At 61.5% G+C, this 20,482-nt stretch carries 21 protein-coding genes; 15 read left to right on the top strand and 6 right to left on the bottom strand.

Annotation, left to right across the window (positions count from 1 at the left end):
* Positions 1 to 32: 32 nt before the first annotated feature.
* The 3 genes from benB to catA all read right to left on the bottom strand — a co-directional run bounded on the left by benB (position 33) and on the right by catA (position 2,913).
* A complete protein-coding gene (gene benB, locus D9X30_RS07020) occupies positions 33 to 521 on the bottom strand; it encodes a benzoate 1,2-dioxygenase small subunit (RefSeq protein ID WP_153947017.1) in 489 nt (162 codons plus the stop codon).
* Positions 518 to 1,876 (bottom strand): SRPBCC family protein, encoded by a 1,359-nt coding sequence (locus D9X30_RS07015; protein ID WP_153947016.1) that lies wholly within the window; start codon positions 1,874 to 1,876, stop codon positions 518 to 520. The genes benB and D9X30_RS07015 overlap by 4 nt, the downstream gene beginning before the upstream one ends.
* A gap of 101 nt (positions 1,877 to 1,977) precedes the next feature.
* A complete protein-coding gene (gene catA / locus D9X30_RS07010) occupies positions 1,978 to 2,913 on the bottom strand; it encodes a catechol 1,2-dioxygenase (RefSeq protein ID WP_153947015.1) in 936 nt (311 codons plus the stop codon).
* Positions 2,914 to 3,086: 173 nt separating this feature from the next.
* On the opposite strand from catA, the gene D9X30_RS07005 reads away from it, so the two are divergent.
* Both D9X30_RS07005 and D9X30_RS07000 read left to right on the top strand, forming a co-directional pair.
* Entirely contained in the window at positions 3,087 to 4,010 is a 924-nt protein-coding gene (locus tag D9X30_RS07005) for a LysR family transcriptional regulator (protein ID WP_153947014.1), read from the top strand.
* A gap of 91 nt (positions 4,011 to 4,101) precedes the next feature.
* The gene (locus D9X30_RS07000; RefSeq protein WP_153947013.1) at positions 4,102 to 5,202 is read left to right on the top strand and encodes a branched-chain amino acid aminotransferase; all 1,101 of its coding nucleotides are present in this window, start codon (positions 4,102 to 4,104) and stop codon (positions 5,200 to 5,202) included.
* Positions 5,203 to 5,512: 310 nt separating this feature from the next.
* On the opposite strand, the gene D9X30_RS06995 is transcribed toward D9X30_RS07000, so the two are convergent.
* Positions 5,513 to 7,072, bottom strand: coding sequence for a methyl-accepting chemotaxis protein (locus D9X30_RS06995; protein ID WP_153947012.1), 1,560 nt, complete (start codon positions 7,070 to 7,072; stop codon positions 5,513 to 5,515).
* A gap of 457 nt (positions 7,073 to 7,529) precedes the next feature.
* On the opposite strand from D9X30_RS06995, the gene D9X30_RS06990 reads away from it, so the two are divergent.
* Both D9X30_RS06990 and D9X30_RS29800 read left to right on the top strand, forming a co-directional pair.
* Positions 7,530 to 7,973 carry a cupin domain-containing protein gene (locus D9X30_RS06990; RefSeq protein WP_153947011.1) on the top strand — a complete coding sequence of 148 codons (444 nt, stop codon included), beginning with the start codon at positions 7,530 to 7,532 and terminating at the stop codon, positions 7,971 to 7,973.
* A gap of 852 nt (positions 7,974 to 8,825) precedes the next feature.
* On the top strand, positions 8,826 to 9,602 hold the full coding sequence (locus tag D9X30_RS29800) for a J domain-containing protein (protein WP_349632224.1): 777 nt from the start codon (positions 8,826 to 8,828) through the stop codon (positions 9,600 to 9,602).
* Between the two features lie 182 nt (positions 9,603 to 9,784).
* On the opposite strand, the gene D9X30_RS06980 is transcribed toward D9X30_RS29800, so the two are convergent.
* Complete coding sequence (locus D9X30_RS06980; RefSeq protein ID WP_153947010.1) at positions 9,785 to 10,399, bottom strand: TetR/AcrR family transcriptional regulator; 615 nt, start codon at positions 10,397 to 10,399, stop codon at positions 9,785 to 9,787.
* A gap of 110 nt (positions 10,400 to 10,509) precedes the next feature.
* Here D9X30_RS06980 and D9X30_RS06975 point away from each other — a divergent pair, with 110 nt between their 5' ends.
* From D9X30_RS06975 to D9X30_RS06925, 11 genes are all read left to right on the top strand, one after another.
* Positions 10,510 to 11,802, top strand: a complete 1,293-nt coding sequence (locus D9X30_RS06975; protein WP_283780757.1) for an NAD(P)/FAD-dependent oxidoreductase — start codon at positions 10,510 to 10,512, stop codon at positions 11,800 to 11,802.
* Positions 11,799 to 12,557 (top strand): DUF1365 domain-containing protein, encoded by a 759-nt coding sequence (locus D9X30_RS06970; RefSeq protein WP_153947008.1) that lies wholly within the window; start codon positions 11,799 to 11,801, stop codon positions 12,555 to 12,557. The genes D9X30_RS06975 and D9X30_RS06970 overlap by 4 nt, the downstream gene beginning before the upstream one ends.
* 115 nt (positions 12,558 to 12,672) lie before the next feature.
* Positions 12,673 to 13,830 (top strand): SAM-dependent methyltransferase, encoded by a 1,158-nt coding sequence (locus D9X30_RS06965; RefSeq protein ID WP_228770843.1) that lies wholly within the window; start codon positions 12,673 to 12,675, stop codon positions 13,828 to 13,830.
* Between the two features lies 1 nt (position 13,831).
* Positions 13,832 to 14,371, top strand: a complete 540-nt coding sequence (locus tag D9X30_RS06960) for a chalcone isomerase family protein (RefSeq protein WP_153947006.1) — start codon at positions 13,832 to 13,834, stop codon at positions 14,369 to 14,371.
* A complete protein-coding gene (locus tag D9X30_RS06955; RefSeq protein ID WP_153947005.1) occupies positions 14,368 to 15,666 on the top strand; it encodes an MFS transporter in 1,299 nt (432 codons plus the stop codon). Before D9X30_RS06960 ends, D9X30_RS06955 begins: the two co-directional genes overlap by 4 nt.
* The gene (locus tag D9X30_RS06950; RefSeq protein WP_153947004.1) at positions 15,663 to 16,199 is read left to right on the top strand and encodes a DUF3833 domain-containing protein; all 537 of its coding nucleotides are present in this window, start codon (positions 15,663 to 15,665) and stop codon (positions 16,197 to 16,199) included. Before D9X30_RS06955 ends, D9X30_RS06950 begins: the two co-directional genes overlap by 4 nt.
* Before the next feature lie 10 nt (positions 16,200 to 16,209).
* Positions 16,210 to 16,998, top strand: a complete 789-nt coding sequence (locus D9X30_RS06945) for an SDR family NAD(P)-dependent oxidoreductase (protein WP_153947003.1) — start codon at positions 16,210 to 16,212, stop codon at positions 16,996 to 16,998.
* Positions 16,995 to 17,456 (top strand): nuclear transport factor 2 family protein, encoded by a 462-nt coding sequence (locus tag D9X30_RS06940; protein ID WP_153947002.1) that lies wholly within the window; start codon positions 16,995 to 16,997, stop codon positions 17,454 to 17,456. Before D9X30_RS06945 ends, D9X30_RS06940 begins: the two co-directional genes overlap by 4 nt.
* A 67-nt stretch (positions 17,457 to 17,523) precedes the next feature.
* Positions 17,524 to 17,901, top strand: coding sequence for a response regulator (locus D9X30_RS06935; RefSeq protein ID WP_153947001.1), 378 nt, complete (start codon positions 17,524 to 17,526; stop codon positions 17,899 to 17,901).
* A 259-nt stretch (positions 17,902 to 18,160) separates the two neighbouring features.
* Complete coding sequence (locus D9X30_RS06930; protein WP_153947000.1) at positions 18,161 to 18,850, top strand: ArsR/SmtB family transcription factor; 690 nt, start codon at positions 18,161 to 18,163, stop codon at positions 18,848 to 18,850.
* Positions 18,851 to 18,881: 31 nt separating this feature from the next.
* Positions 18,882 to 19,388 carry a DUF6630 family protein gene (locus D9X30_RS06925; RefSeq protein WP_153946999.1) on the top strand — a complete coding sequence of 169 codons (507 nt, stop codon included), beginning with the start codon at positions 18,882 to 18,884 and terminating at the stop codon, positions 19,386 to 19,388.
* A 39-nt stretch (positions 19,389 to 19,427) separates the two neighbouring features.
* Here D9X30_RS06925 and D9X30_RS06920 read toward each other — a convergent pair whose 3' ends face one another.
* A complete protein-coding gene (locus tag D9X30_RS06920; RefSeq protein ID WP_153946998.1) occupies positions 19,428 to 20,426 on the bottom strand; it encodes a LysR family transcriptional regulator in 999 nt (332 codons plus the stop codon).
* Positions 20,427 to 20,482: the final 56 nt, after the last annotated feature.

Below are 20,482 nucleotides of genomic sequence, written 5' to 3'. Positions count from 1 at the left end.
TCCTGCGTCCTGTCTCGATCCGATCCGCGCGCTCAGACGTGGTAGACGTCGAGCACCTGGCGGATATAGTCATTCTTGAGCGCGATCTTCTTGCTCGAAATCAGCAGGCGATCGCCCACCTTGCGGAAGGTGAGGTAGACCGTGCCGAAGTACTGGTCCGTCACCTTGTAGCGGTGGCTCAGCGTGTGGAAGTTGTAGCGAACGTCGATTTCGTCATCACGTTCGGCCAGCACTTCGACGTTGGTGACGTTGTGGCTGGTGCGCGGCTCCGGCATCGATGCGCTGCTGCGCTCGGTCCGGATACGAAACACCCGGTCTTCCAGGCCGCCACGGTCCGCGTAGTACATGAGGGAAATCTCGCGCTGGGGATCTTCGGTGAGCTTGTCATCGTCATCCCAGGCGGGCATCCAGTACGTGACGTCGTCCGCGTAGCACGCCAGCCATTCGTCCCACTGACGGTCATCCAGAAAGCGCGCCTCCCGGTACAGGGCATTGCAGATGGTTTGATGGTCGATCGTCATACCGCTGCCTCTGCCTGTTCCTTGCGCAGGGCTTCGCGCATCACCCGCATCCAGTATTCGTGCTGCACCACGAAGAGACCTTCGTCCTCGCTTCGCTCGCCCGAGATGCGCGGATTCAGCCCCATGCCCTTCGCGTTCGCGTCGGGTCCGTTCACCCACAACGGCGCACCGCGCGACATGTCGTTCCACATCGACGTCGTGCCAGCGTAACCGGCCTGGCAGGCACGGAACTCTTCGAGGTCATCGCTGGTGCCCATGCCCGACACGTTGAAGAAGTCCTCGTACTGGCGAATGCGAAGGGCGCGGCTTTCGGCGCTCTCGCCCTTCGGCGCAAAGCAGAAAATGCTGACTTCGGTCTTGTCGACGCCAAGCGGGCGGACGACGCGAATCTGGGTGCTGAACTGATCCATCAGGAACACGTTCGGATACAGGCACAGGTTCCGCGTCTGGTTGACGATGTAGTGCGCCTTGTCCTCGCCAACGCGCGCCGCAATCTCTTCGCGATGCTGATGGACCGGCCGAACTTCCGGGTTCATCGTGTTGGTCCACAGCAGGATGTGGCCATGTTCGAAGCCATACACGCCCGCGACCGATTTGCTCCAGCCGTTCGCATCCACGGCCTTCGTGCCCTCGACCCTGCGCCGGCCCATCGTTGCGGCGTAGTTCCAGTGCACGGTGCTGACGTGATAGCCGTCGCAACCGTTCTCCATCTGCATCTTCCAGTTGCCGTCGTAGATGTAGGAGGAGTTGCCGCGCAGCACTTCCAGGCCTTCCGGTGCCTGCGAGACGATCTGGTCGATGATGATCCTGGTCTCGCCGAGGTAATCCTCCAGCGGCATCACGTCGGCGCTCAGGCTGCCGAACAGGAAGCCACGATAGTTCTGGAAGCGCGCAACCTTCCGCAGGTCGTGCGAGCCGTCCTTGTTGAACTGCACCGGATACTCGGTGGTCTTCTCGTCCTTCACCTTCAGCAGCTTGCCCGCGTTCGAGAACGTCCAACCGTGAAACGGACACGTGAAGCTGCCCTTGTTGCCGTGCTTGCGCCGGCAAAGCATGGCGCCCTTGTGCGCGCAGGCATTGATGACCGCGTGCAGTTCCCCAGCCTTGTCGCGCGTGATGACGATGGGCTGGCGGCCGATCCAGGTGGTGTAGTAGTCGTTGACGTTCGGGACCTGGCTTTCGTGGGCCAGGTACACCCAGTTGCCCTCGAAGATGTGCTTCATCTCGAGTTCGTACAGATCAGCGTTGGTGAAGATGTCGCGGCGGCAGCGGAAAACGCCGTTCTCCTTGTCGTCCTGGACGGCGTTGCTCAGCAGATCGTCCAGTTGTCTTGCCTTGTCGATGGTTGCGGGCATGCGTTGTCTCCCTATGCCGGCTTCATGGCGAAGCCGTGGCATTGGTGCAGAGGATTCGTGCGGAAAGGGGGCGACCTGGTCAGCCAGGCCGCAGCGCGGGGTTACGCCGTGGCGGCGGCACGCAGGCGGTTGACGAGCTGGTTGTCCTTGCCTTGCACCAGCGGCGTCAGCGCAATATCGAATTCGATTTCCTTGTACGCATCGGCCTTGAGGCCCAGCGCAATGCCGCCGGTCTTTTCGACGACGTGCGGCACCAGCTCTTCGCGTGTTGCATACGCAAAATCGTCCCAGATCAGCGGATCGCCTTCGATGTTGATCTGCGTCGTCAGCTTGCGCGACTTGTCGCTGGTCACGAAGAAGTGCACGTGTGCCGGGCGGTTGCCGTGGCGGCCCAGCGCATCAAGCAGTTGCTGCGTCGCGCCTTGCGGCGGACAGCCGTAGCCTACAGGCATCAGCGTGCGGAACTCGTACTTGCCGTCAACGCCCGTCCTCACTGCGCCGCGAAGGTTGAAGTCGTCCTGGGCGCCGGTCGGATCGAAGTGCGAATAGAAGCCCCTGGAGTTGGCGTGCCAGCATTCCACCACGGCATTGGCCACGGGCTTGCCGTCCGGGCCGGATACCGTGCCCCGGATGATGAGCGGCCCCGCCGCTTCATCGGCATTGATGTCGATCCGCGATACGCCGTCGCGCACCGGGGCACCGGCGACATACAGCGGGCCTTCAATGGTGCGCGGCGTGCCGCCATGGATATCGGCCTCGCGGTCCGCTGCATCCATGCGGATGTCGAGATACTTTTCGAGACCAAGGCCGGCTGCCAGGAGCGCCGCCTCGCCGTCCTTGCCAAGCTTGTTGAAATAGTTCACGCCGGCCCAGATCTCGTCGGGCGTCATGTCAAGGTCGTCGATGGCCTTGAAAAGGTCGCTCAGCAGACGGTGCGTAATCTGCCTGGCGCGCGCATTGCCCGCGTCGCTTCCCAGATTGGCAGCGGCCTTCAGCAGGTCCTGCACTTCCTTGGTGTCGAATACTTTGGGACTCATGTCTGCTCCTGACTTTCTGTGTTTCTGGTGGGGTTAACCCTCGCTCCAAGCCAATCCAAAGCTACTCGAAAGGTATAATCTGGCGGCGAAACCGAGCGTAAAAGCAGAATAGAGGCGCCAAACGGGCGAGTCCAACACCGTTTTAGTATCGGGCTATATCCTGGAGGTATTGTATGGAGCTACGGCATCTTCGCTATTTCGTAGCGGTGGCCGAAGAACGGAACTTCACGCGCGCAGCACGCCGGCTCCATATTGCGCAACCGCCGCTCAGCCGCCAGATCCAGCAGCTCGAGGAGGCCCTGGGCGTGCAGTTGTTCGAGCGGAACTCCCGGCCGCTCAAGCTCACCGAGACGGGCAAGTTCTTCTACTCCCACGCGGTGCATCTCATTGCCCAGACGAACGAGCTGGAATCGATGACGCGGCGCGTGGGAAACATCGAGCGCAGCCTTTCGGTCGGCTTTGTGGGCTCCACGCTCTACGGCATGCTGCCGAAGATCATCCGGCGGTTCCGGGACGAGAACAAGTCGGTCGAACTGAGCCTGCACGAGATGTCCACCATGGATCAGCTTCGCGCGCTGAAGGACGGCCGCATCGATATCGGATTCGGCCGGATCCGGCACGAGGACCCCAACATCCGCCGCGTCGTTCTTCGCGAAGAGAAGATGATTGTCGCGCTGCCGGTCGGCCATTCGCTATCGGTATCGAAACCGGTGCTTTCGCTTCGCGATCTGATCTACGAAACGCTGATCGTCTTCCCGAAAGCGCCCAGACCCAGCTATGCCGACCAGGTGCTATCGGCGTTTCAGGAACGCGCCCTCACGCCACGCCGCATCTACGAGGTGCGCGAGTTGCAGATCGCATTGGGACTCGTGGCCGCCGGAGAAGGCATCTCGGTCGTGCCGAGCAGCGTCTATGGGCTGAAGCGCGATGACGTGAGCTATATGGCGCTGGATGACACGACGCTCACGTCGCCCATCATCATGAGCATGCGCGCCATGGACGAATCACGGGACATCAAGGAAATGCTGGAAATGATTTATCGGCTTTACGAGGAAGAGCGGATTGCCTACGTCCCGCCCACGGACAAGGGCCAGTAACATGGCCGTTTCTCACCACAAAACACCGCGCATGGCGCAAAATTCGGGGTCTGGGCGCGTGGCGCCCCCCCCTGCACCCCTAGGAGACTGTATGAATACCGCTGTCGGATCCAACCTGACGATTGCGCCGAGCACGACCCCGCTGCCGGCGGCCGAGCGCGAGCGCCTGCTGGAGAGCCCGGCGTTTGGCCGCGTCTTTACCGACCACATGGCCACCATCCGCTACACCGAGGGCAAGGGCTGGCACGACGCGAAGATCGGACCTCACGGCCCCATCCAGTTCGATCCGTCCACCCTGGTGTTCCATTACGCGCAGGAGATCTTTGAAGGGCTGAAGGCGTACCGGCTGCCGGACGGCGGCGGTGCGCTGTTCCGTCCCGATGCGAACGCACGCCGCTTCCAGAACTCAGCCCGACGCCTGGCGATGCCTGCGCTGCCCGAAGAGCTGTTCCTGGAATCGGTGCGGGAACTGGTCCGCCTGGACCGTGCGTGGATTCCCTCCGGGCAAGGCTCGGCGCTGTACCTGCGCCCGTTCATGATCGCCACCGAAGTGGTGCTGGGCGTCAAGCCTGCCGCCGAATACCTGTATTGCGTGGTCGCGTGCCCGGTGGGCGCGTACTTCAAGGGCGGCGCATCGGCGGCGGTCACCTTGTGGGTGTCGGACACCTACACGCGCGCCGCGCCCGGTGGCACCGGCGAGGCCAAGTGTGGCGGCAACTATGCCGCGAGCCTTCTGGCGCAGGCGGAAGCCACCCGCGAGGGCTGCGACCAGGTGGTATTCCTCGACGCCGTGGAGCGGCGCTGGATCGAGGAACTGGGCGGCATGAACGTCTTTTTCGTCTTCGACGACGGCACCCTGCAGACGCCACCGTTGACCGGCACGATCCTGCCCGGCATCACACGCGATTCGCTCATCACCCTGGCACGCGACCTTGGCCTGACCGTGCGCGAAGAGCCCTACGCGATCGACCAGTGGCAGGCCGATGCACAGAGCGGGCGCCTGCGCGAGGCGTTTGCGTGCGGCACCGCGGCGGTGGTGACGCCAATTGGCAAGGTGAAGGGGCGCGCGTACAACTTCACCATTGGCGACGGCGGGGCGGGCGAGATCACGACGCGCCTCAAGGGCGCACTGGTCGACCTGCAGCAAGGCCGCGCGCCGGACCCGCACGGCTGGCTGGACCGCCTGTTCTGACCGGCGGCCCGGCGCACGGTTGAGTCGTGCAAATTAACTTCTGACAAGTTTTGTCGTAAGTCGTTGATTCTTTGTTGCCGTCTGCAGGCCGCCGACGGGAAAGTCTTACGAGAAGCGCGGCTGCCTGGAAATTAACTCCTTACATAAGTTATAAGGTTTGGAGTGACAGGCGGCCGCATTCGCGTGCGGACACCGATGGTTCTGAGAGTGATACATTCGTGACGCAGCCCTCTCGGCGTCGCCTTATACCAGGTGTCTCACGAGGAGCAGCGCCATTACGATCGAACATTGGGACGACTGAAGATTCGCCTTACGCGAATTGGCCAGCGGTCTTGAAATACATCACCCCTTCTTTCATACCGACCGCCTGCTCGCGCAGAGCCTGCGCTGCTGCCGATGACTCCTCGACCAGTGCTGCATTTTGCTGAGTGGCTTGGTCAATCTGGGCAATGGCAAGGCTCACCTGTTCAAGGTTCTTACTCTGCTCGTCGGATGCCGCAGAAATCTCGCCGACAATGTCCGAGACGCGCTCGATTGCCGTACTAATCCGTTCCATCGCGGCACTAACGCCCTCGGCCTGCTGAGCGCCAACTTGCACCTTCACAGTTGACGTCTCGATCAGTTGTTTGATTTCCTTGGCTGCGCCAGACGCCCTTTGCGCCAGCGATCGTACCTCGCCGGCGACCACGGCGAAGCCTCGTCCCTGCTCACCCGCACGTGCCGCCTCAACTGCAGCATTGAGCGCCAGGATATTCGTCTGAAATGCGATGCCCTCAATCATGCCGGTGATCTCTGCGATCTTCTTCGACTCGGCGTTCACTTCACCAACCGTCTGCACCATCGCAGCTACATCGGAACGCCCGGATTCCGTCATCTCTCTGGCACTTCCCGCCAGGGAAGTCGCCTGACGCGCATTGTCGGCATTCAGATTCACCGTTTCCGTCAGCTCGACCATACTGGCTGCAGTCTGCTCAATCGAAGCAGCCTGCTCCTCGGTGCGAGAAGATAGATCCAGATTACCGGATGCAATTTGCCCAGCGGCAGTGGCGACCGCCACACTGGCCGATCGGATATTTCCGACCGTCCCGCGGAGCTTGTCATTCATATCTTTCAGTGCTTGCAGCAGCTCACCGGCCTCGTCACTCGATGTCACGACTATTTCGCTGGACAGATCACCATCGGCCACGCGACGCGACACGCTGACAGCCTGGGCCAGCGGACGGCTGATGCTGCGCGTCAGGAAGTACGCACACATGATTCCAAGGATCAGAATGAGCCCCTCGAGCACGAGCAGTAGAGTGCGGCTCTTGCCCGCAACGCCATCAATCTCCTTGGCGGTATCGTCAATGGTGCGTCGCTGCACTTCAACAAGTTCGCGCATGGTGCCCTGATAGGCGTTCGCCGCCGGGGTGAACACCTTGTCCAGGATACGCATGGCTTCATCGACATTACCAGCCGCTTTAGCCTTATTGATCTCATCGCGAGAACTCAAATAGGCCTTCCGCGATTCTCCGATCTGGCTGAACAGCGCCCTTTCTTCTTCGGTGGAAATCAACGCTTCCACTTTTTTCTGAATTTCGCCTGAACTCTTGGACGACGTCGCCGCTTCTTCGGCGAAATACGGGCCCAACGCAGGATCACTACTCTTCGCGATTGCGCTAGTGCGGCGGATCCCTGATGCCAAATTGGCATACCAGTCGCCAATCAGTCTCTCCTTGAGGAGCGGCTCCTTCATCATCTCGCGCGTCGCGGCCGCGACGTTGTCGAGCCGCCAGATGGCGATAGCGGTAATTGCAATGGAAAACGCCAGAATCAGAGAGAAGCCAAGAGCCAGCCGCTTGCCAATCTTCATGTTGCCGATGAACGCCATTTGTATCCCCATTTTCCCTACGCCCTCGGCAATAGGTCCTACTTGGTTGTTTTTGACTGCCCCGCTGCGTCGTGACGCGCAGGATTAGGCGCTGTCGTTTGCAGATCGGCTGTTCCCAGGGCAGCCTCAACCCCGCTTTAGTGGGGTTGAGGTCGCGACCAGACAACTACGATCGGAAAAGCATGCTTCCAGAACCCGGAAAATGCCATGTGCGGCACTGCTGCTCAGCGAATTCGCTCGTCCGAGCTGCGGGGATACAAGTACACCGCTCCGAATTCACCCGGGACGTCCATCTGCACCGACTCTGTCGCTGATGCGCCGCTTCCCTCATGGCCGCGTCAGAACCCGGTGTTTTGAAGCACGTCTGTCCTTGGCAATATGCGTCGCCTACACTCAGCAGATGTGTCCCCCACGGACTCGCGCTGACCGGGATATTGAAACCTGACGGGAGCCAAGCATGAAACCGGAACCGTTTGCTGTCACTCCTGCGGCATATCCGCGTGCCTTCAATGTCGTAGGTGAAAAAATCACGGTCCTGGCGTCCAGTGCGGCCACGCAGGGATACGAAGTCTTCCTGCAACAAGGGCAGGAAGGCAGCGGTCCCCCTCCTCATTGCCACGATTGGGATGAATCGTTTTACGTGACCAAAGGAGTGATAGAGATTGGATACGGCAAACAGGTTCTGACTGCGAGCCCTGGCACTTTTGTCCATGTGCCAGCCCAGACCATCCACTACTTCCGGTTCGGCCCAGGCGGCGGCGAAATGATCTCGGTGACCAGCCATGGTGGCAACGCGTCACGCCTGTTTGCGCAAATCGACGAAGCCGTCCCCGCCGGCACCGTGGACCTGCAGACATTGCTAGGCGTTGCACATGAATGCGGCGTGACAATTGTGGAGTGATGCGCCGCCCCGCTTTTTCTCACCCGCTTTTACGCTGCGCACACTTTCGAACAATATCGCTGCACCCAGGAGCAGGCATCGGTTGTCCTTGTCCCGCCACGGCGGCTAAGGCCGTCTTCGGATAAAGATAGCTACGCACGATCATTTGCAGACGTGGCACGTAATGGTGCGCGCAGCATCGCGGCCACACCTGGGACAACATGAGCGAAACGGCAAGGATGAGCGACCAGACACACAGGTCGAAGAACGTCGGGAATGTCGTGAAGCAGACAACCACCAGTAGTGCGATCAAAACCGCCCGAGTCAGCACGTCGCGAGATTCACAGGACCGGCTCGTGCCTTTCCCATTGCAAGCGTCGGCATCTCATGGCGCAAGCGCCACGCGGCCAGCCCATCGACACAGCGATGCTCCGCGAAACTGGCGGCTCTGAGCGCGCTCTTATTGGCCCCGCTACTGACAGGGTGCTTCCCATCACGACGAGCGTTCGGAACCGCACGAAGCGTCGCAGTTTTGCTGACGTAGACTTTCCCTGCTCGGTTGGGCGGAAGCTCCCTCGTGTCACGCTGAACCGGGAGAAGCAACCTCCCTTATCCGGAAGGATTCTCCCAACCTCGGGCAACGCTCTTCAGGAAACTGCGACCGGTCTCGGACCGACCCTAAGCCGCCGTCGGGTAGGTCAACCCGCTGCGAGCGTTCGCTATCTTACATTCGCGGTTGTATAGCCGGACAAATCACGAGCAATTACGGGTCGGAATCTTTCCGTACTAGTTAGTCGAGGCGGCCCGAGGAGGCATATCCGTGCCAATGGCCAAATCATCGAGTCGACGTGACGTGTTGCTATTTGGCCTGCCATGCTAAAGCGAATAACAGACCTTCTGCTCGTCGTGGCTCTGGAGCACGTGCCAGGGTCATGGTCAGTTGTGATTGCTGTTTCTTTGTCGAGTCAATCCGCCATTGCCGGCAATATCTATGCTTGTCACCAACCAAATGGCTCAACTGAGTTTCGTGATTTTCCTTGCCAGGCCGCCGTACGACCAGGTCCGCGGAAAGCCAAGAAGGGGATGGATCTGCGGCCTGTGGCCGAGGTTAGTGACATGGGCCAACGCGATCAGGCCTTGACCGAGCCAATGCGACGCCAGGAAACTTGCGGTTTGGGGGATATCATGGACGCGCCACGCTTCTCGGCAAATACAAGCGATCCAGCGAGAGTTTTGGTTGCGCAAAATAGGTGGGCAGACGGTTCACTATCATCTGGACCATCGCCACGAGGGTCTGAGGCGGCCTCCAATCCACATATGTTTGGCACGCCAACCTTTGCATGGCTTATCGACGCCGTCGTCGGACTGTCCATGCTTGCATTTTGCGCGATCAGCGTGTGGCATCGTAGTAAACGCCGCCGTCCAAAACGTGGAAGCCCAACCGCTTCGTCGTGTTGGATGGTGCTTGGCGTCACACCGATCGCATCGGAAGAGGAAATAAAGCAAGCGTATAGGAGGCTCGCGTCTCTTTACCATCCTGACAGGGTGGGGCATTTAGGACCAGCACTGAGAGAACTCGCGGAAGAAAAAATGGCGGAAATAAACCGCGCGTACAAGATCGCTGTGAGCTTCCGGTTCCCCCACAAATAGGTATGCCCTCAGCAGATTATTTGACGAGCCTCTGCTGTTCGAACAAGAGCCGACCCTGGTTCGGCTTTCTTGATTGGCCCAATGGCGCTCGTCCCAAATCGTCTGGCGTCGGCTGGAACGACGGTCAAGCGCCGACGCAGAAGCAACGGCTTAGGGCACAGTGGATAGCGAGACGACCCGCATTATCGACGCGTGGCGATGCCATGAAAACACACGTCGAGCATATGGGAAACGATTTGCTCGTCGTCCATCTTGCCATATAGGCGCAAGTAGTCGACCGCCGGGTCGCACGTACGCGAGTAATAGGAAAAGAGGATGACGTCATCGGGAAGCCCCGCGTCCAAGTCACCTGTTTTCTTTGCTTCGCCCACCAGCCCCTTCAGAACGCCGTTCAGCTTCAGCACGCGCGTTACATAGTGCAAATTGCGCGTGAGCATATCGCGAACGCTTGGGCTCGTTGAAGGCAGGAACGGCAACCCGCCCTGCAGGCGGACTCGCAACGCCCACGCCAGGAGCGCACGCAGGCGAAACGCCGCAGTTTGCTCTTTCGGCAATCCATCCAGAAATTCCAGCGCACCGTCGATCAAGCGAATCATTGCCGCCCCCACAAGGTCGTCCTTTGACTTGAAGTGCTTGTAGAGGATGGGCTTTGAAATTCCCACCTCTCCCGCGACGTCGTCCATCGTCATCAGGTCGAACCCCTTCCCCGCCAGGATGCGTGTCGTGGCATCCAGGATTGCGTCCTCGCGCAACCGGAAAGTTTGGTCCTTGAAGCTTAGCTTGCCCAGAATACCCATTTGTAAATTTCGTTACTATGCAGTAACCTTCTTTCCGAGACAGTAGGGCTATGGTAGCACCCCGGTTAGACGGCGCATCAATAACTGCAAAAAAACTAGGAAGGTGGCTCGTGAGCGCTTCTTCAGTCACTCAAACGGGATTGCGAATTGCTGTGGTTGGCGCCGGGATCTCAGGTTTGGCCAGCGCGTGGATGCTGGCACGGGATCACGCCGTCACGCTTTTCGAAGCGGGTAACTACCTTGGCGGTCATTCCAACACGGTGGACGTGTCCCTTGATGGCCACCTTTGTCCGGTAGACACCGGTTTCCTCGTATTCAACGAGCGCACATACCCGAATCTGGTAGGGATGTTCGAGGCGCTTGGCGTACGGTCTCATGCGAGCGATATGTCTTTCGCGGTCTCACTCGATGAGGGACGTCTCGAATGGGCTGGCACGAATTTGAGCACCGTCTTTGCCCAACGACGCAACGCCTTTTCACCGACCTTTCTCGGCATGCTGCGCGACATCGCGCGATTTAACAGTGCCGCCCAACGCCATCTCGCGTTTGCCGAGCGCAGCGGCTGTTCAGTGGGTGACCTGTTGACGGCCGGCCGATATGGACAGCCCTTCCGTCACCATTACCTGCTGCCCATGGCCTCCGCCATCTGGTCGTGCGCGACAACCGACGTCCTGCGCTTCCCGGCGGCCACCTTCCTGCGCTTTTGCTTGAATCACGCGCTTCTGCAGGTTCGCAACCGCCCGCAGTGGCGCACGGTCGCCGGCGGCGCGCGCGAATATGTCAGACGCATCGCCGCGCATCTCGACGACATCCGGCTGGGCGTTGCCGTGCGTGCGGTACGCCGGGACGAAACCGGCGTGACGGTTATGACCGACGAAGGCTCTGCGCGGTTCGATGCCATCGTGCTCGCATCGCACGCCCCGGATACCCTCAGAATGCTGGCGGATGCGACACCAGAGGAACGTGCGGTGCTGGGCAGTGTGCGCTACGCCCCGAATGTCGCGATCTTGCACACCGATGCAACGCTGCTGCCCAGGCGCTCCCGTGTATGGTCCGCCTGGAATTATCTCGGTCGCCGCCATGACGATGCCGAGCGTGCAGTGTGCGTGAGCTACCTTCTCAACCAGTTGCAACCGCTGCCGTTTCGCTCGCCCGTCGTGGTGACGCTCAACGCCTACCGGGACCCGGCTCCCGGCACGGAGTTGCGTCGCTTTCACTACGAGCATCCTCTCTTCGACCTCGCTGCCATTGCAGCGCAGCGGCAACTACCCGCGTTGCAAGGCAAACGACGGACGTGGTACGCCGGCGCCTGGACAGGCTACGGCTTTCACGAAGACGGCTTGAAATCGGCGCTGAGAGTGGCTCGCGACTTTGGCGCCTTGCCGACCTGGTCAAAACTATGAAGCCCCCTGCATTGCTGTTGCGCTGCCGCGTCATGCACGACCGCCTGCGCCCGGCGCGCAACCGCTTCGTTTACCCCGTGTTTTGCCTGCGCGTCGATATCGATTCGCTGCCAGCCTTGCAACGCTGGTGGTTCGGGGTGGACCGCGGGCGACTTTTCAGCCTGCATACGCGCGACTACGGTCCGCGCGATGGCACAAGCCTGAGCGACTGGATTCGTCCACGTCTCGCAGCCCTGGGGCTGCCCGATGACGGACCGATCTGGTTGCAGACCACACCCCGCATCTTCGGGTATGCCTTCAATCCCGTGAGCTTCTGGTATTGCTACGACAAGGCTGGCGCGCTGCGAGCGCTTGTCGCTGAAGTGAACAACACGTTCGGCGACCATCACGCTTACCTTGTTACGGCACCGGACCTCGGGGCCATCCATGCGCGCACAGTGCTCGCGACCCGCAAGCTCCTGCATGTGTCGCCGTTTAACACGATGCAGGGCCACTACGCGTTTCAAGTGCGCGAAACAGAAAGCACTGCCTATACCGGCATTGACTATTTCGACGACGGTGGCCTGTTGCTTCGCACCTCGATAGGCGGTCGCAAGTTCCCGCTCACCCTGCCGCGCATGCTGATGGCCTTGGCAACCCAGCCCTGGGCGGCAATCGCCGTCATCGTGCGCATCCACTGGCAGGCGTTTCGCTTGTGGCGGATGTCGGTTCCCTTTCATGGCAAGCACCCGCCTTCGGTACCTCCCGTCGGCTAAGACCAACTTCCGTCCGGCAATACCCGCTCATATGACCCGCCTTCCTGACCAACGTGCACTGCTACAACCTTGTATCCCAGCCCTGCTGCCGTCACGAACGTCCGTATTTGCCCGGATGTTCCTGGCCGCGCTCGAGCGCGTGGCCGTGGGCCATCTGGTGCTCTTACGGCCGGACGGGGAGGAGGCGATTTACGGCGATCCGCATGAAGCGCCGGGGGCTCGGCTGACGTTGCGAGACTGGCGCGCCTGCGAGGCCATCCTGCGCGCCGGCGACATCGGTTTTGCTGAGGCCTATCGTGCCGGCTGGATCGACACCCCCGATCTGGTTGCCCTGCTTCGCCTGGCCCTTGAGAACGAATCGGTCTTGTCAGGCGCCATTGATGGTGCATGGCTAGGCCGCCGCTGGTATCAACTGCGACAGCTCTTCCGCAGGAACACACGGCGCGGCAGCCGACGCAATATCCACGCGCACTACGATCTGGGCAACGCTTTCTATGCCCTGTGGCTCGACGAGACGTGGAGCTATTCCGCCGCGTACTTCGACGGGCACAACGAGCGCCTCCTGGCAGAGGCACAGGAAGCCAAGTACGCGCATATCTTCGACACGCTTGGGCTGCAGCCGGGGATGCACGTCCTTGAAATTGGGTGTGGTTGGGGCGGCTTTGCCATGCACGCGGCCAGACGCGGCGTGAAAGTGCACGGCGTCACGATTTCCGCCGCCCAATTGGCGCAGGCACAGATCCGCATTGAGCAGGCGGGCATGACCGACCGTGTCAGGCTGGAGTTGCGCGATTATCGCGACCTGCAAGGCCAGTACGACGCCGTCGTATCCATCGAGATGTTTGAAGCGGTGGGGCAGGCCTATTGGCCCGTTTTCTTTGATCAGGTCTGCCGCAGGCTTCGCCCGGGCGGTCAGGCCGTCGTGCAATCGATCACCATCGACGATGCACGCTTCGATGCGTATCGGTATGGCAGCGACTTTATCCGCGAGTACATCTTTCCGGGCGGAATGCTCCCAAGTCCGGAGAGATTTGCACAAGCCGCCAGCCGAGCCGGGTTTTCAAGCCGTCAGGTATTGGCCTTCGGCAAGGACTATGCCGAAACGCTTCGGCGATGGCGTGAACGTTTCGAGGCACAGACCGGTGCAATCCTGAGTCTTGGCTTCGACGACGCATTCGTACGCATGTGGCGGCTATATCTGTGCTACTGCGAGGCAGGATTCGATGCGGGTCGCATCGACGTCATGCAGTTCCTTCTCGCGCGCGGCGACTAGCATGGGACCGCACCTGGCAGCCTGGACGCTTGCGCTGGCAACTCTGCCCGGTATTGCGGCCGACTCGTGGCGCGACGCCCTGCCGCAAGCGCATATGATCGGGCAAGGTGAATACCGCTGGCTGGGGATGCGCATCTATGAAGCGCAGCTTTGGAGAGACCAGCCTCCCATCCCCGGGGACCCGGCGGGCGTGCTCGACGAGCCGTTCGCGTTGCGCCTCATCTACGCGCGAGACATTGGTGCAAAACGCCTGGTCGACACCAGCATCGAAGAAATGCAGCGCATCTACGGAAATTCGCTGTCCGAATCCACCGTTGAACAGTGGCGACACGCGCTTTCACGTGTGCTGGTCAACGTGCGTGCGGGGGATCGCTTGACTGGCGTGTACACGCCAAAGCTGGGCGCACGCTTCTTCGCCAACGACCGCGAGACTGGCCAGATCGCCGATCCGGTGCTTGCCCGTGCATTCTTTTCCATCTGGCTTGGGCCCTCGACTCGGGATCCTGCACTACGCCAGAAGCTCCTTGGGTTGGCCCGATGACGATACGCTCGACGCAGCTCATCGCCTACGGTGCCCTGGGCCTCCCGCTCGCCATGGTGGCGCTGCCCGTATACGTGCAGGCCCCGGCCTACTACACCTCTCGCCTTGGCATGCCTTTGTCCACGGCTGGCCTGATCTTGTTTCTGGCCCGCCTTGTCGATACCGCACAAGACCCGTTTTTCGGGCGCTGGGCAGATACTCTGGCGCGCACTGGCCGGCTTCCTGCGGCCTTGTGGATCAGTGCTGTGTGTCTTGCCGCCGCTTTTGCGGCGTTGTGGATGCCGCTGGCAGCAGGCACCGCACTGGCCGTCTGGTTTGCCGCCGCCGTTGTTGCGGTATACGCCGCCCACAGCTTCATGAACATCGCGTACCTCGCGTGGGGCGCCAAGCTAGGGGACGATAGCGATGTATTGACTCGGGCGGCGGCCTGGCGCGAAGGCGCTGGCCTCGTGGGCGTCCTCATCGCCAGCGCGGGCCCCTCATGGCTACTGGCAGGCGAAGCGTCGGCGCAGCGGGACGCCATGTCCCCGTTCATTGCGCTTTTCTCGGTTCTGCTAATTGGAGCACTGTGGGCGCTCCGCTTTGCACCGCCCTGGCAGGCAACACGCCTGCCGCGACTTAGCGCCGGGCGCGGGCGAGCAGACCGTTCCGTTCTGAGTGTATGGAGCGCCGTGCGCGACAACGGCTCGTTCCGCAAGATCCTGGTGCCCTACTTCATGAACGGGCTATCTGTCGCCATACCCGCCTCACTGGCAGTTTTCTTTATCGAAGACCGGCTGGGCGCCATGCAGTGGGTCGCTCCCAGTCTTGGTCTGTATTTCCTGGCTGCCGCCCTCGGGCTGCCCCTATGGGTCCGGATTTCCAGGCGCGTGGGTCCACAGCGTGCCTGGGGCATCGCAATGAGCCTGGCGATCATGGCGTTCGTGTGGACCGCGACGTTAGGGCCGGGAGACCTCGTACCGTTCCTCGTGGCCTGCGCCGGATCGGGATTCGCACTGGGGGCGGATCTTGCATTACCGGCCGTCCTGCTGGCCCAATGCATACCTGATCGCGAAGGGTCGGGCGCGTACTTCGGCATCTGGACCCTGACCGGCAAGCTATGCCTGGCACTGTCGGCCCTGATTCTCCCGGGACTAGCCTGGCTAGGCTACCAGCCGGGCACCCCCGCCCTCGGCGCGCCAGGCATGGCGCTCGCCCTTGCCTACGCTGGCCTTCCCTGCCTGCTCAAGCTCGGAGCCCTTATGGCACTGCGCAGGAGTTCGCCCACAGCAACCGTCACGAAGGAACGCCAATGAAGCCGCTCGTCGCGATGATCTTAGGCGCCGCTACGATTCTCGGCACGGCCTGCACGACGCCAGATGTCAGCCTGTATGCACAGGAGCACCCAGTTTTGGACGTGACGCAGTTCTTTGCAGGCAAGACCGAAGCCTGGGGAATGTTCCAGAAACGCAGTGGCGAAATCGTCAAACGATTCCATGTGGCCCTCGACGGTCGCATGTCTCAGGATCAATTCGTCCTGCACGAGGCGTTTCGCTACAGCGATGGCACCACACAGGAACGTACCTGGACGCTCCAACGCGGGCCCGACGGCGCCTGGCGTGGGGAAGCCCCGGATATCGTCGGCACGGCGAGAGGAGAATCTGCTGGCAATGTCCTACGGTGGCGCTATACCTTGCACCTTCCGGTCGAAGGGAAGGTCTACGACGTCCAGTTCGACGACATGATGGTCCTTATCGACCCGCAAACGATGATCAATCGCGCCCGTGTCACCAAATTTGGCTTCGAAGTCGGACAGGTGACGCTCGTTTTCCGCCGTCCGGCACCGTAGGAGCACGAACATGATCCTCGGTTGGCACCTTAACCCCCGCCTGCGCGACTGGCATGGCAAGCGCGTCTGGCTGGTCGGCGCCTCGAGCGGGATCGGGGCGGCACTCGCCAGGGATTTGCTTTCGAAAGGGGCATGGGTCGCAGTGTCGGCGCGTCGCGCTAGCGCACTGCTGGCGGTGGTCGAAGGCCATCCCAATGGCGTCGTGCTGACCATGGATGTGCGCCAGCCTCAAGATTGGAAAGCGACCCACGACGCGCTTTGTGAAGCATGGCAGGGGCTCGACCTCGTGGTCTTCTGCGCGGCAGATTACCGCCCCCTGAGCCCTTGGGAATTGAATGCGCGAGAAGCGCACGACACGATAGAAACCAATGTTTGCGGCGTGTATTACGGGCTGAGCGCCGTTCTGCCTGCGATGCGTTTGCGGCGCTCGGGCGGTATCGCCATCGTGGCAAGCGTCGCAGGCTACGTCGGCTTACCCAACGCCACGCTATATGGACCGTCCAAGGCGGCCCTGATCAACCTGGCAGAGCTCCTGTACGCGGAACTCCGTGCCCACGGCCTCGGCGTGTATCTGATCAACCCGGGCTTCGTCAAATCGCGCCTGACGGCACGTAACGCCTTCCGCATGCCCGCGCTCATGACGCCAGAAGCCGCAGCCGAAGCGATTGTCGACGGGTTGGAACGAGGTCGATTCGAAATCGCATTCCCGCAACGGTTTACGCGCCTGGTTCGCCTCGTCAGTCTGCTGCCGTACCGGTTTAGCCTTGGCCTGCTGCAGCGATTAACCCGTGCATCATGAATCCATTGTCCGACATGCCCGATCAAGATACCCCGACGCCCCATGCCCTCGTCCAGTTATTGGCGTGGTACGAGGAACTGTCGCCCGCCTCGCTCGCGCATCTGGAACACTATTACGCGCCGCATGCGCGCTTCTGCGACCCGTTTAACGACGTCTGCGGAGTCGCCTCGATCCGAGCGGTCTTTGAGCATATGTTCGAGCGTGTCGAGACGCCGCGTTTTTCGATCCAGGCACGCGCGAGCAGTGGGCGTGAAGCGTTTGTTGCCTGGAGGTTCACGGGGAAAGTGCGACGGCATCCCTTCGACGTACCGGGCTGCACCCAGCTTTCCTTTGATGAGGACGGTCTTGTAGCACGCCATCAAGACTTCTGGGACGCTGCCACACTGTGGCGTCAGTTGCCGCTCATCGGCGCTCCCGCAGCGTGGCTGTGCAAACGCTTTTCAGCAACAGTTGCATGACACATGCGCCGAGTGGGCTCTGTCGTACCGTCATGCACCGCTCAGACGTCTGGCGAATTTCCGAACCATGGTCACCATTGTTGTCATCGACGACGAGCCAATGAATGCCGATGTGATGGCCTTCATGCTTTCGGCGGAAGGGTTTTCAGTGCGAACCGCCGCCGATGGCGAAGCAGGTCTGCGTTTGGTGGTAGAGACTCATCCGGATTTGATCATCACGGACTTTATGATGCCTCTTATGACGGGGCTTGAACTTGCGCAGGCGCTGCGAGCCCACGCCACCACCGCCCATATTCCCGTCGTGCTATTGACTGCTGCTCAGGCAGAGTTCGGCCGCCGTTATCCACACCTGTTTGACGCCGTCTTTGCAAAGCCTTGTCTTCCCTCAGACATTATCGGCGCGGTGTCGCGACTACTGAAAAGCCAAACCAGTCGTCGAATATAAGGTATTCATGACTCGACAATGGCTGATGCTTGGGCAGCCAATCTGAAAACAGGCAATCAGCCACACCATCACGGCGTTTGCCCCGTCTCCAATGCCAACATGGTTCTCCATGCAGGGATTCGTCCGGACGTCTCCTGAGCGGCGATTGCGTCTCTTTGGTAAGAACCAAATTTGCTAGTAAGAGCTTGATTTCCAAGGCTCAGCGGTTCCGCCACGAATTGCCTATACTTGCATCCGTCCCTTCAGCCATGCATGAACTATGGAATACGCTCCAGGCATCAGCCAGCTGGCCGGACTGCTTGCCGATCCCGGGCGCGCGGCGATGCTGTGGGCGCTGATGGATGGCAGTGCCCGGCCCGCGGGCGAGCTGGCGCTGATCGCCGGGCTGTCGGCGTCGTCCACCAGCGGCCATCTGGCACGACTGTCCGAAGGCGGCCTGCTGGCCGTGGAATCGCGCGGGCGCAACCGCTACTACCGTCTGGCCGCGCCGGAAATCGGCGTGGCCATCGAGGCGCTGGCCACGGCGTCGCTGGTCAGCCAGCCGCCACGCATGCGGACCGTGCCCGTTTCGCGCGGGACGCCGCCGGCGCTCAGGCAGGCCCGCACCTGTTATGACCATCTGGCAGGGGAACTTGCGGTAGGTCTGTTCGAACGAATGTCGCAGGCGGGATGGCTGGCCGTGGATGGCACGCGGATCGACCTGACCGGCGACGGCACGCAGGCGATGGCGCAGTTGGGCATTGACCTCGACGCCACACGGCGCAAGCGCCGCCAGTTCGCCTGCACCTGTCCCGACTGGAGCGAGCGCAAGCCGCATCTGGGCGGCGCGCTGGGTGCCGCCTTGCTGGAAACCATGCTGGAGAAGGGCTGGATCGAGCCTACCCAGGCGTCACGGGCATTGCGCGTGACGCCGCGGGGGCATCGCGAGATCGGGAAAGTGGCCGCATGACAGGCGCAGCCGGACCACAAAGGAGCCACAGATGGCAATAGAACTGGACGACGACGCGCAGGACGCGGTAAGCCGCCTGTTTGCGCTGATCAATCTGGGAGACACCCAGCAGACCACGCGGCATCTGGCGCTGTTCGAGGAAGCCCTGGACGACGCCGAGGAAGACGAGGCCGACGCCGAGATGCTGCTCTTCCAGATCAAGGAGATCATCGACTGGGAGGCGGGTTTCCATGTCGACTGGAAGGACGTCGAATCCTTCATCGGCTGTCTCACCCAGCTTTGCGAGCGCATCGACCTGGAGATCAACTGGGGCACCGACGACCCCGAGGACGAGGATTTCCTGGAGGGCACCAGCGTGCCCGAGCTGATGGAGCTGGCCACCGAACAGCTGCGCGTGGCCGGCTACACGCTGTGGAACTGGGATACCGGCGGCGACGCCTACGCAGGCTGGATCACGCGCAGCGAGGACGACGACGAAATGCTGGAGATTGCCGACACACTCGGCTTCGACCTGCGCAGCGGCGACCAGCCTTACTGAATCGCCCGCTTTCCAGACCGGCGGATAAGCGCCGGCCGGTCACTCCAGCGTCAGGATCGTGGGCGCGGCTTCGTCCCCGTCCGGCGCCTCGGCGGTGTCCGGCAGCAAGGTGGCGCCCAGGCGCGAAGTGGGACGGCGCGCGTTCTCCGGCACCCCCAGCGTTTCTTCCAGCGCGTTCAGGAAGGCGCGCACGCTGGCCGGCATCAGCTTGCGCGCCGGCATCAGCACATACACCTTGAGCGGCGACGACGAATAGCCGGGCAGCACGCGCACGAGCTGGCCCTGCACCAGTTGCTCGTGGACAAAGCGCGGCGACAGGCGCGTGACGCCCAGGCCATCGACCGCCGCCTTCAGCCGCACCTCGGCGTTGTGCGTGCAGATGCGCGGTGCCACATCCAGCGAAAACGTCTCCACGCCATCGCGCAGGAATTCCCAGTTCGAATCGTCCAGGTTGCCCACGGTCGGCCAGCCCTGCAGGTCTTGTGGCGCGCGCGGCAGGCCGCGTTCGCGAATCAGCGAAGGCGCCGCATAGAACGCGCGCTCGATCAGCACCACGCGCTTGCTGGCGAACGAGCTGTCATGCAGGCTCGTATCGGTCATCACGAAGGCCAGGTCGTACCCATGGCGGATCAGGTCGGGCTGGTCCCAGTTCATGTCCAGTTGCACGCGCAGCGACGGGTGTTGCTTGAGCAACCGGTTCACTGTCGGCGACAGATGCTGCGAACCCACCTCGTAGGGGGTGGCGATCCGGATCGAACCGCTGACTTCAGCGCTGACCGAGGCCGCCTCGGCGCTGATCTCGCGCAGCGCGCCGAACAATGGCGCCACGCGGTCGTAGAGCTGCTGGCCGCGCTGGGTGACGCGGACACGGCGCGTGGTGCGCTCGAACAGTCGCACGCCAAGCTGGCCTTCCAGCCGGGCCACGGCGGCGCTCGCCGATGACTTCGGAACCTCGGCCAGTTCGGCCCCTTGCGTGAAGCCGCCCCCTTCCACCACGCGGCAGAAGATTTCCCAGTCCTTCCAGTCAATCGTTTTCATGCGAAACCTTTCGAAGCTCGGCACCGGGAAAACCCTTACCCGATGGGCCGCGATTG

Origin of the sequence: Cupriavidus sp. U2 (assembly GCF_009663685.2) — a bacterium.
Lineage (GTDB): Bacteria > Pseudomonadota > Gammaproteobacteria > Burkholderiales > Burkholderiaceae > Cupriavidus > Cupriavidus necator_C.
The sequence above is the reverse complement of the archived record's forward strand: the minus strand, read 5'-3'. Positions and strand labels throughout refer to the sequence as shown.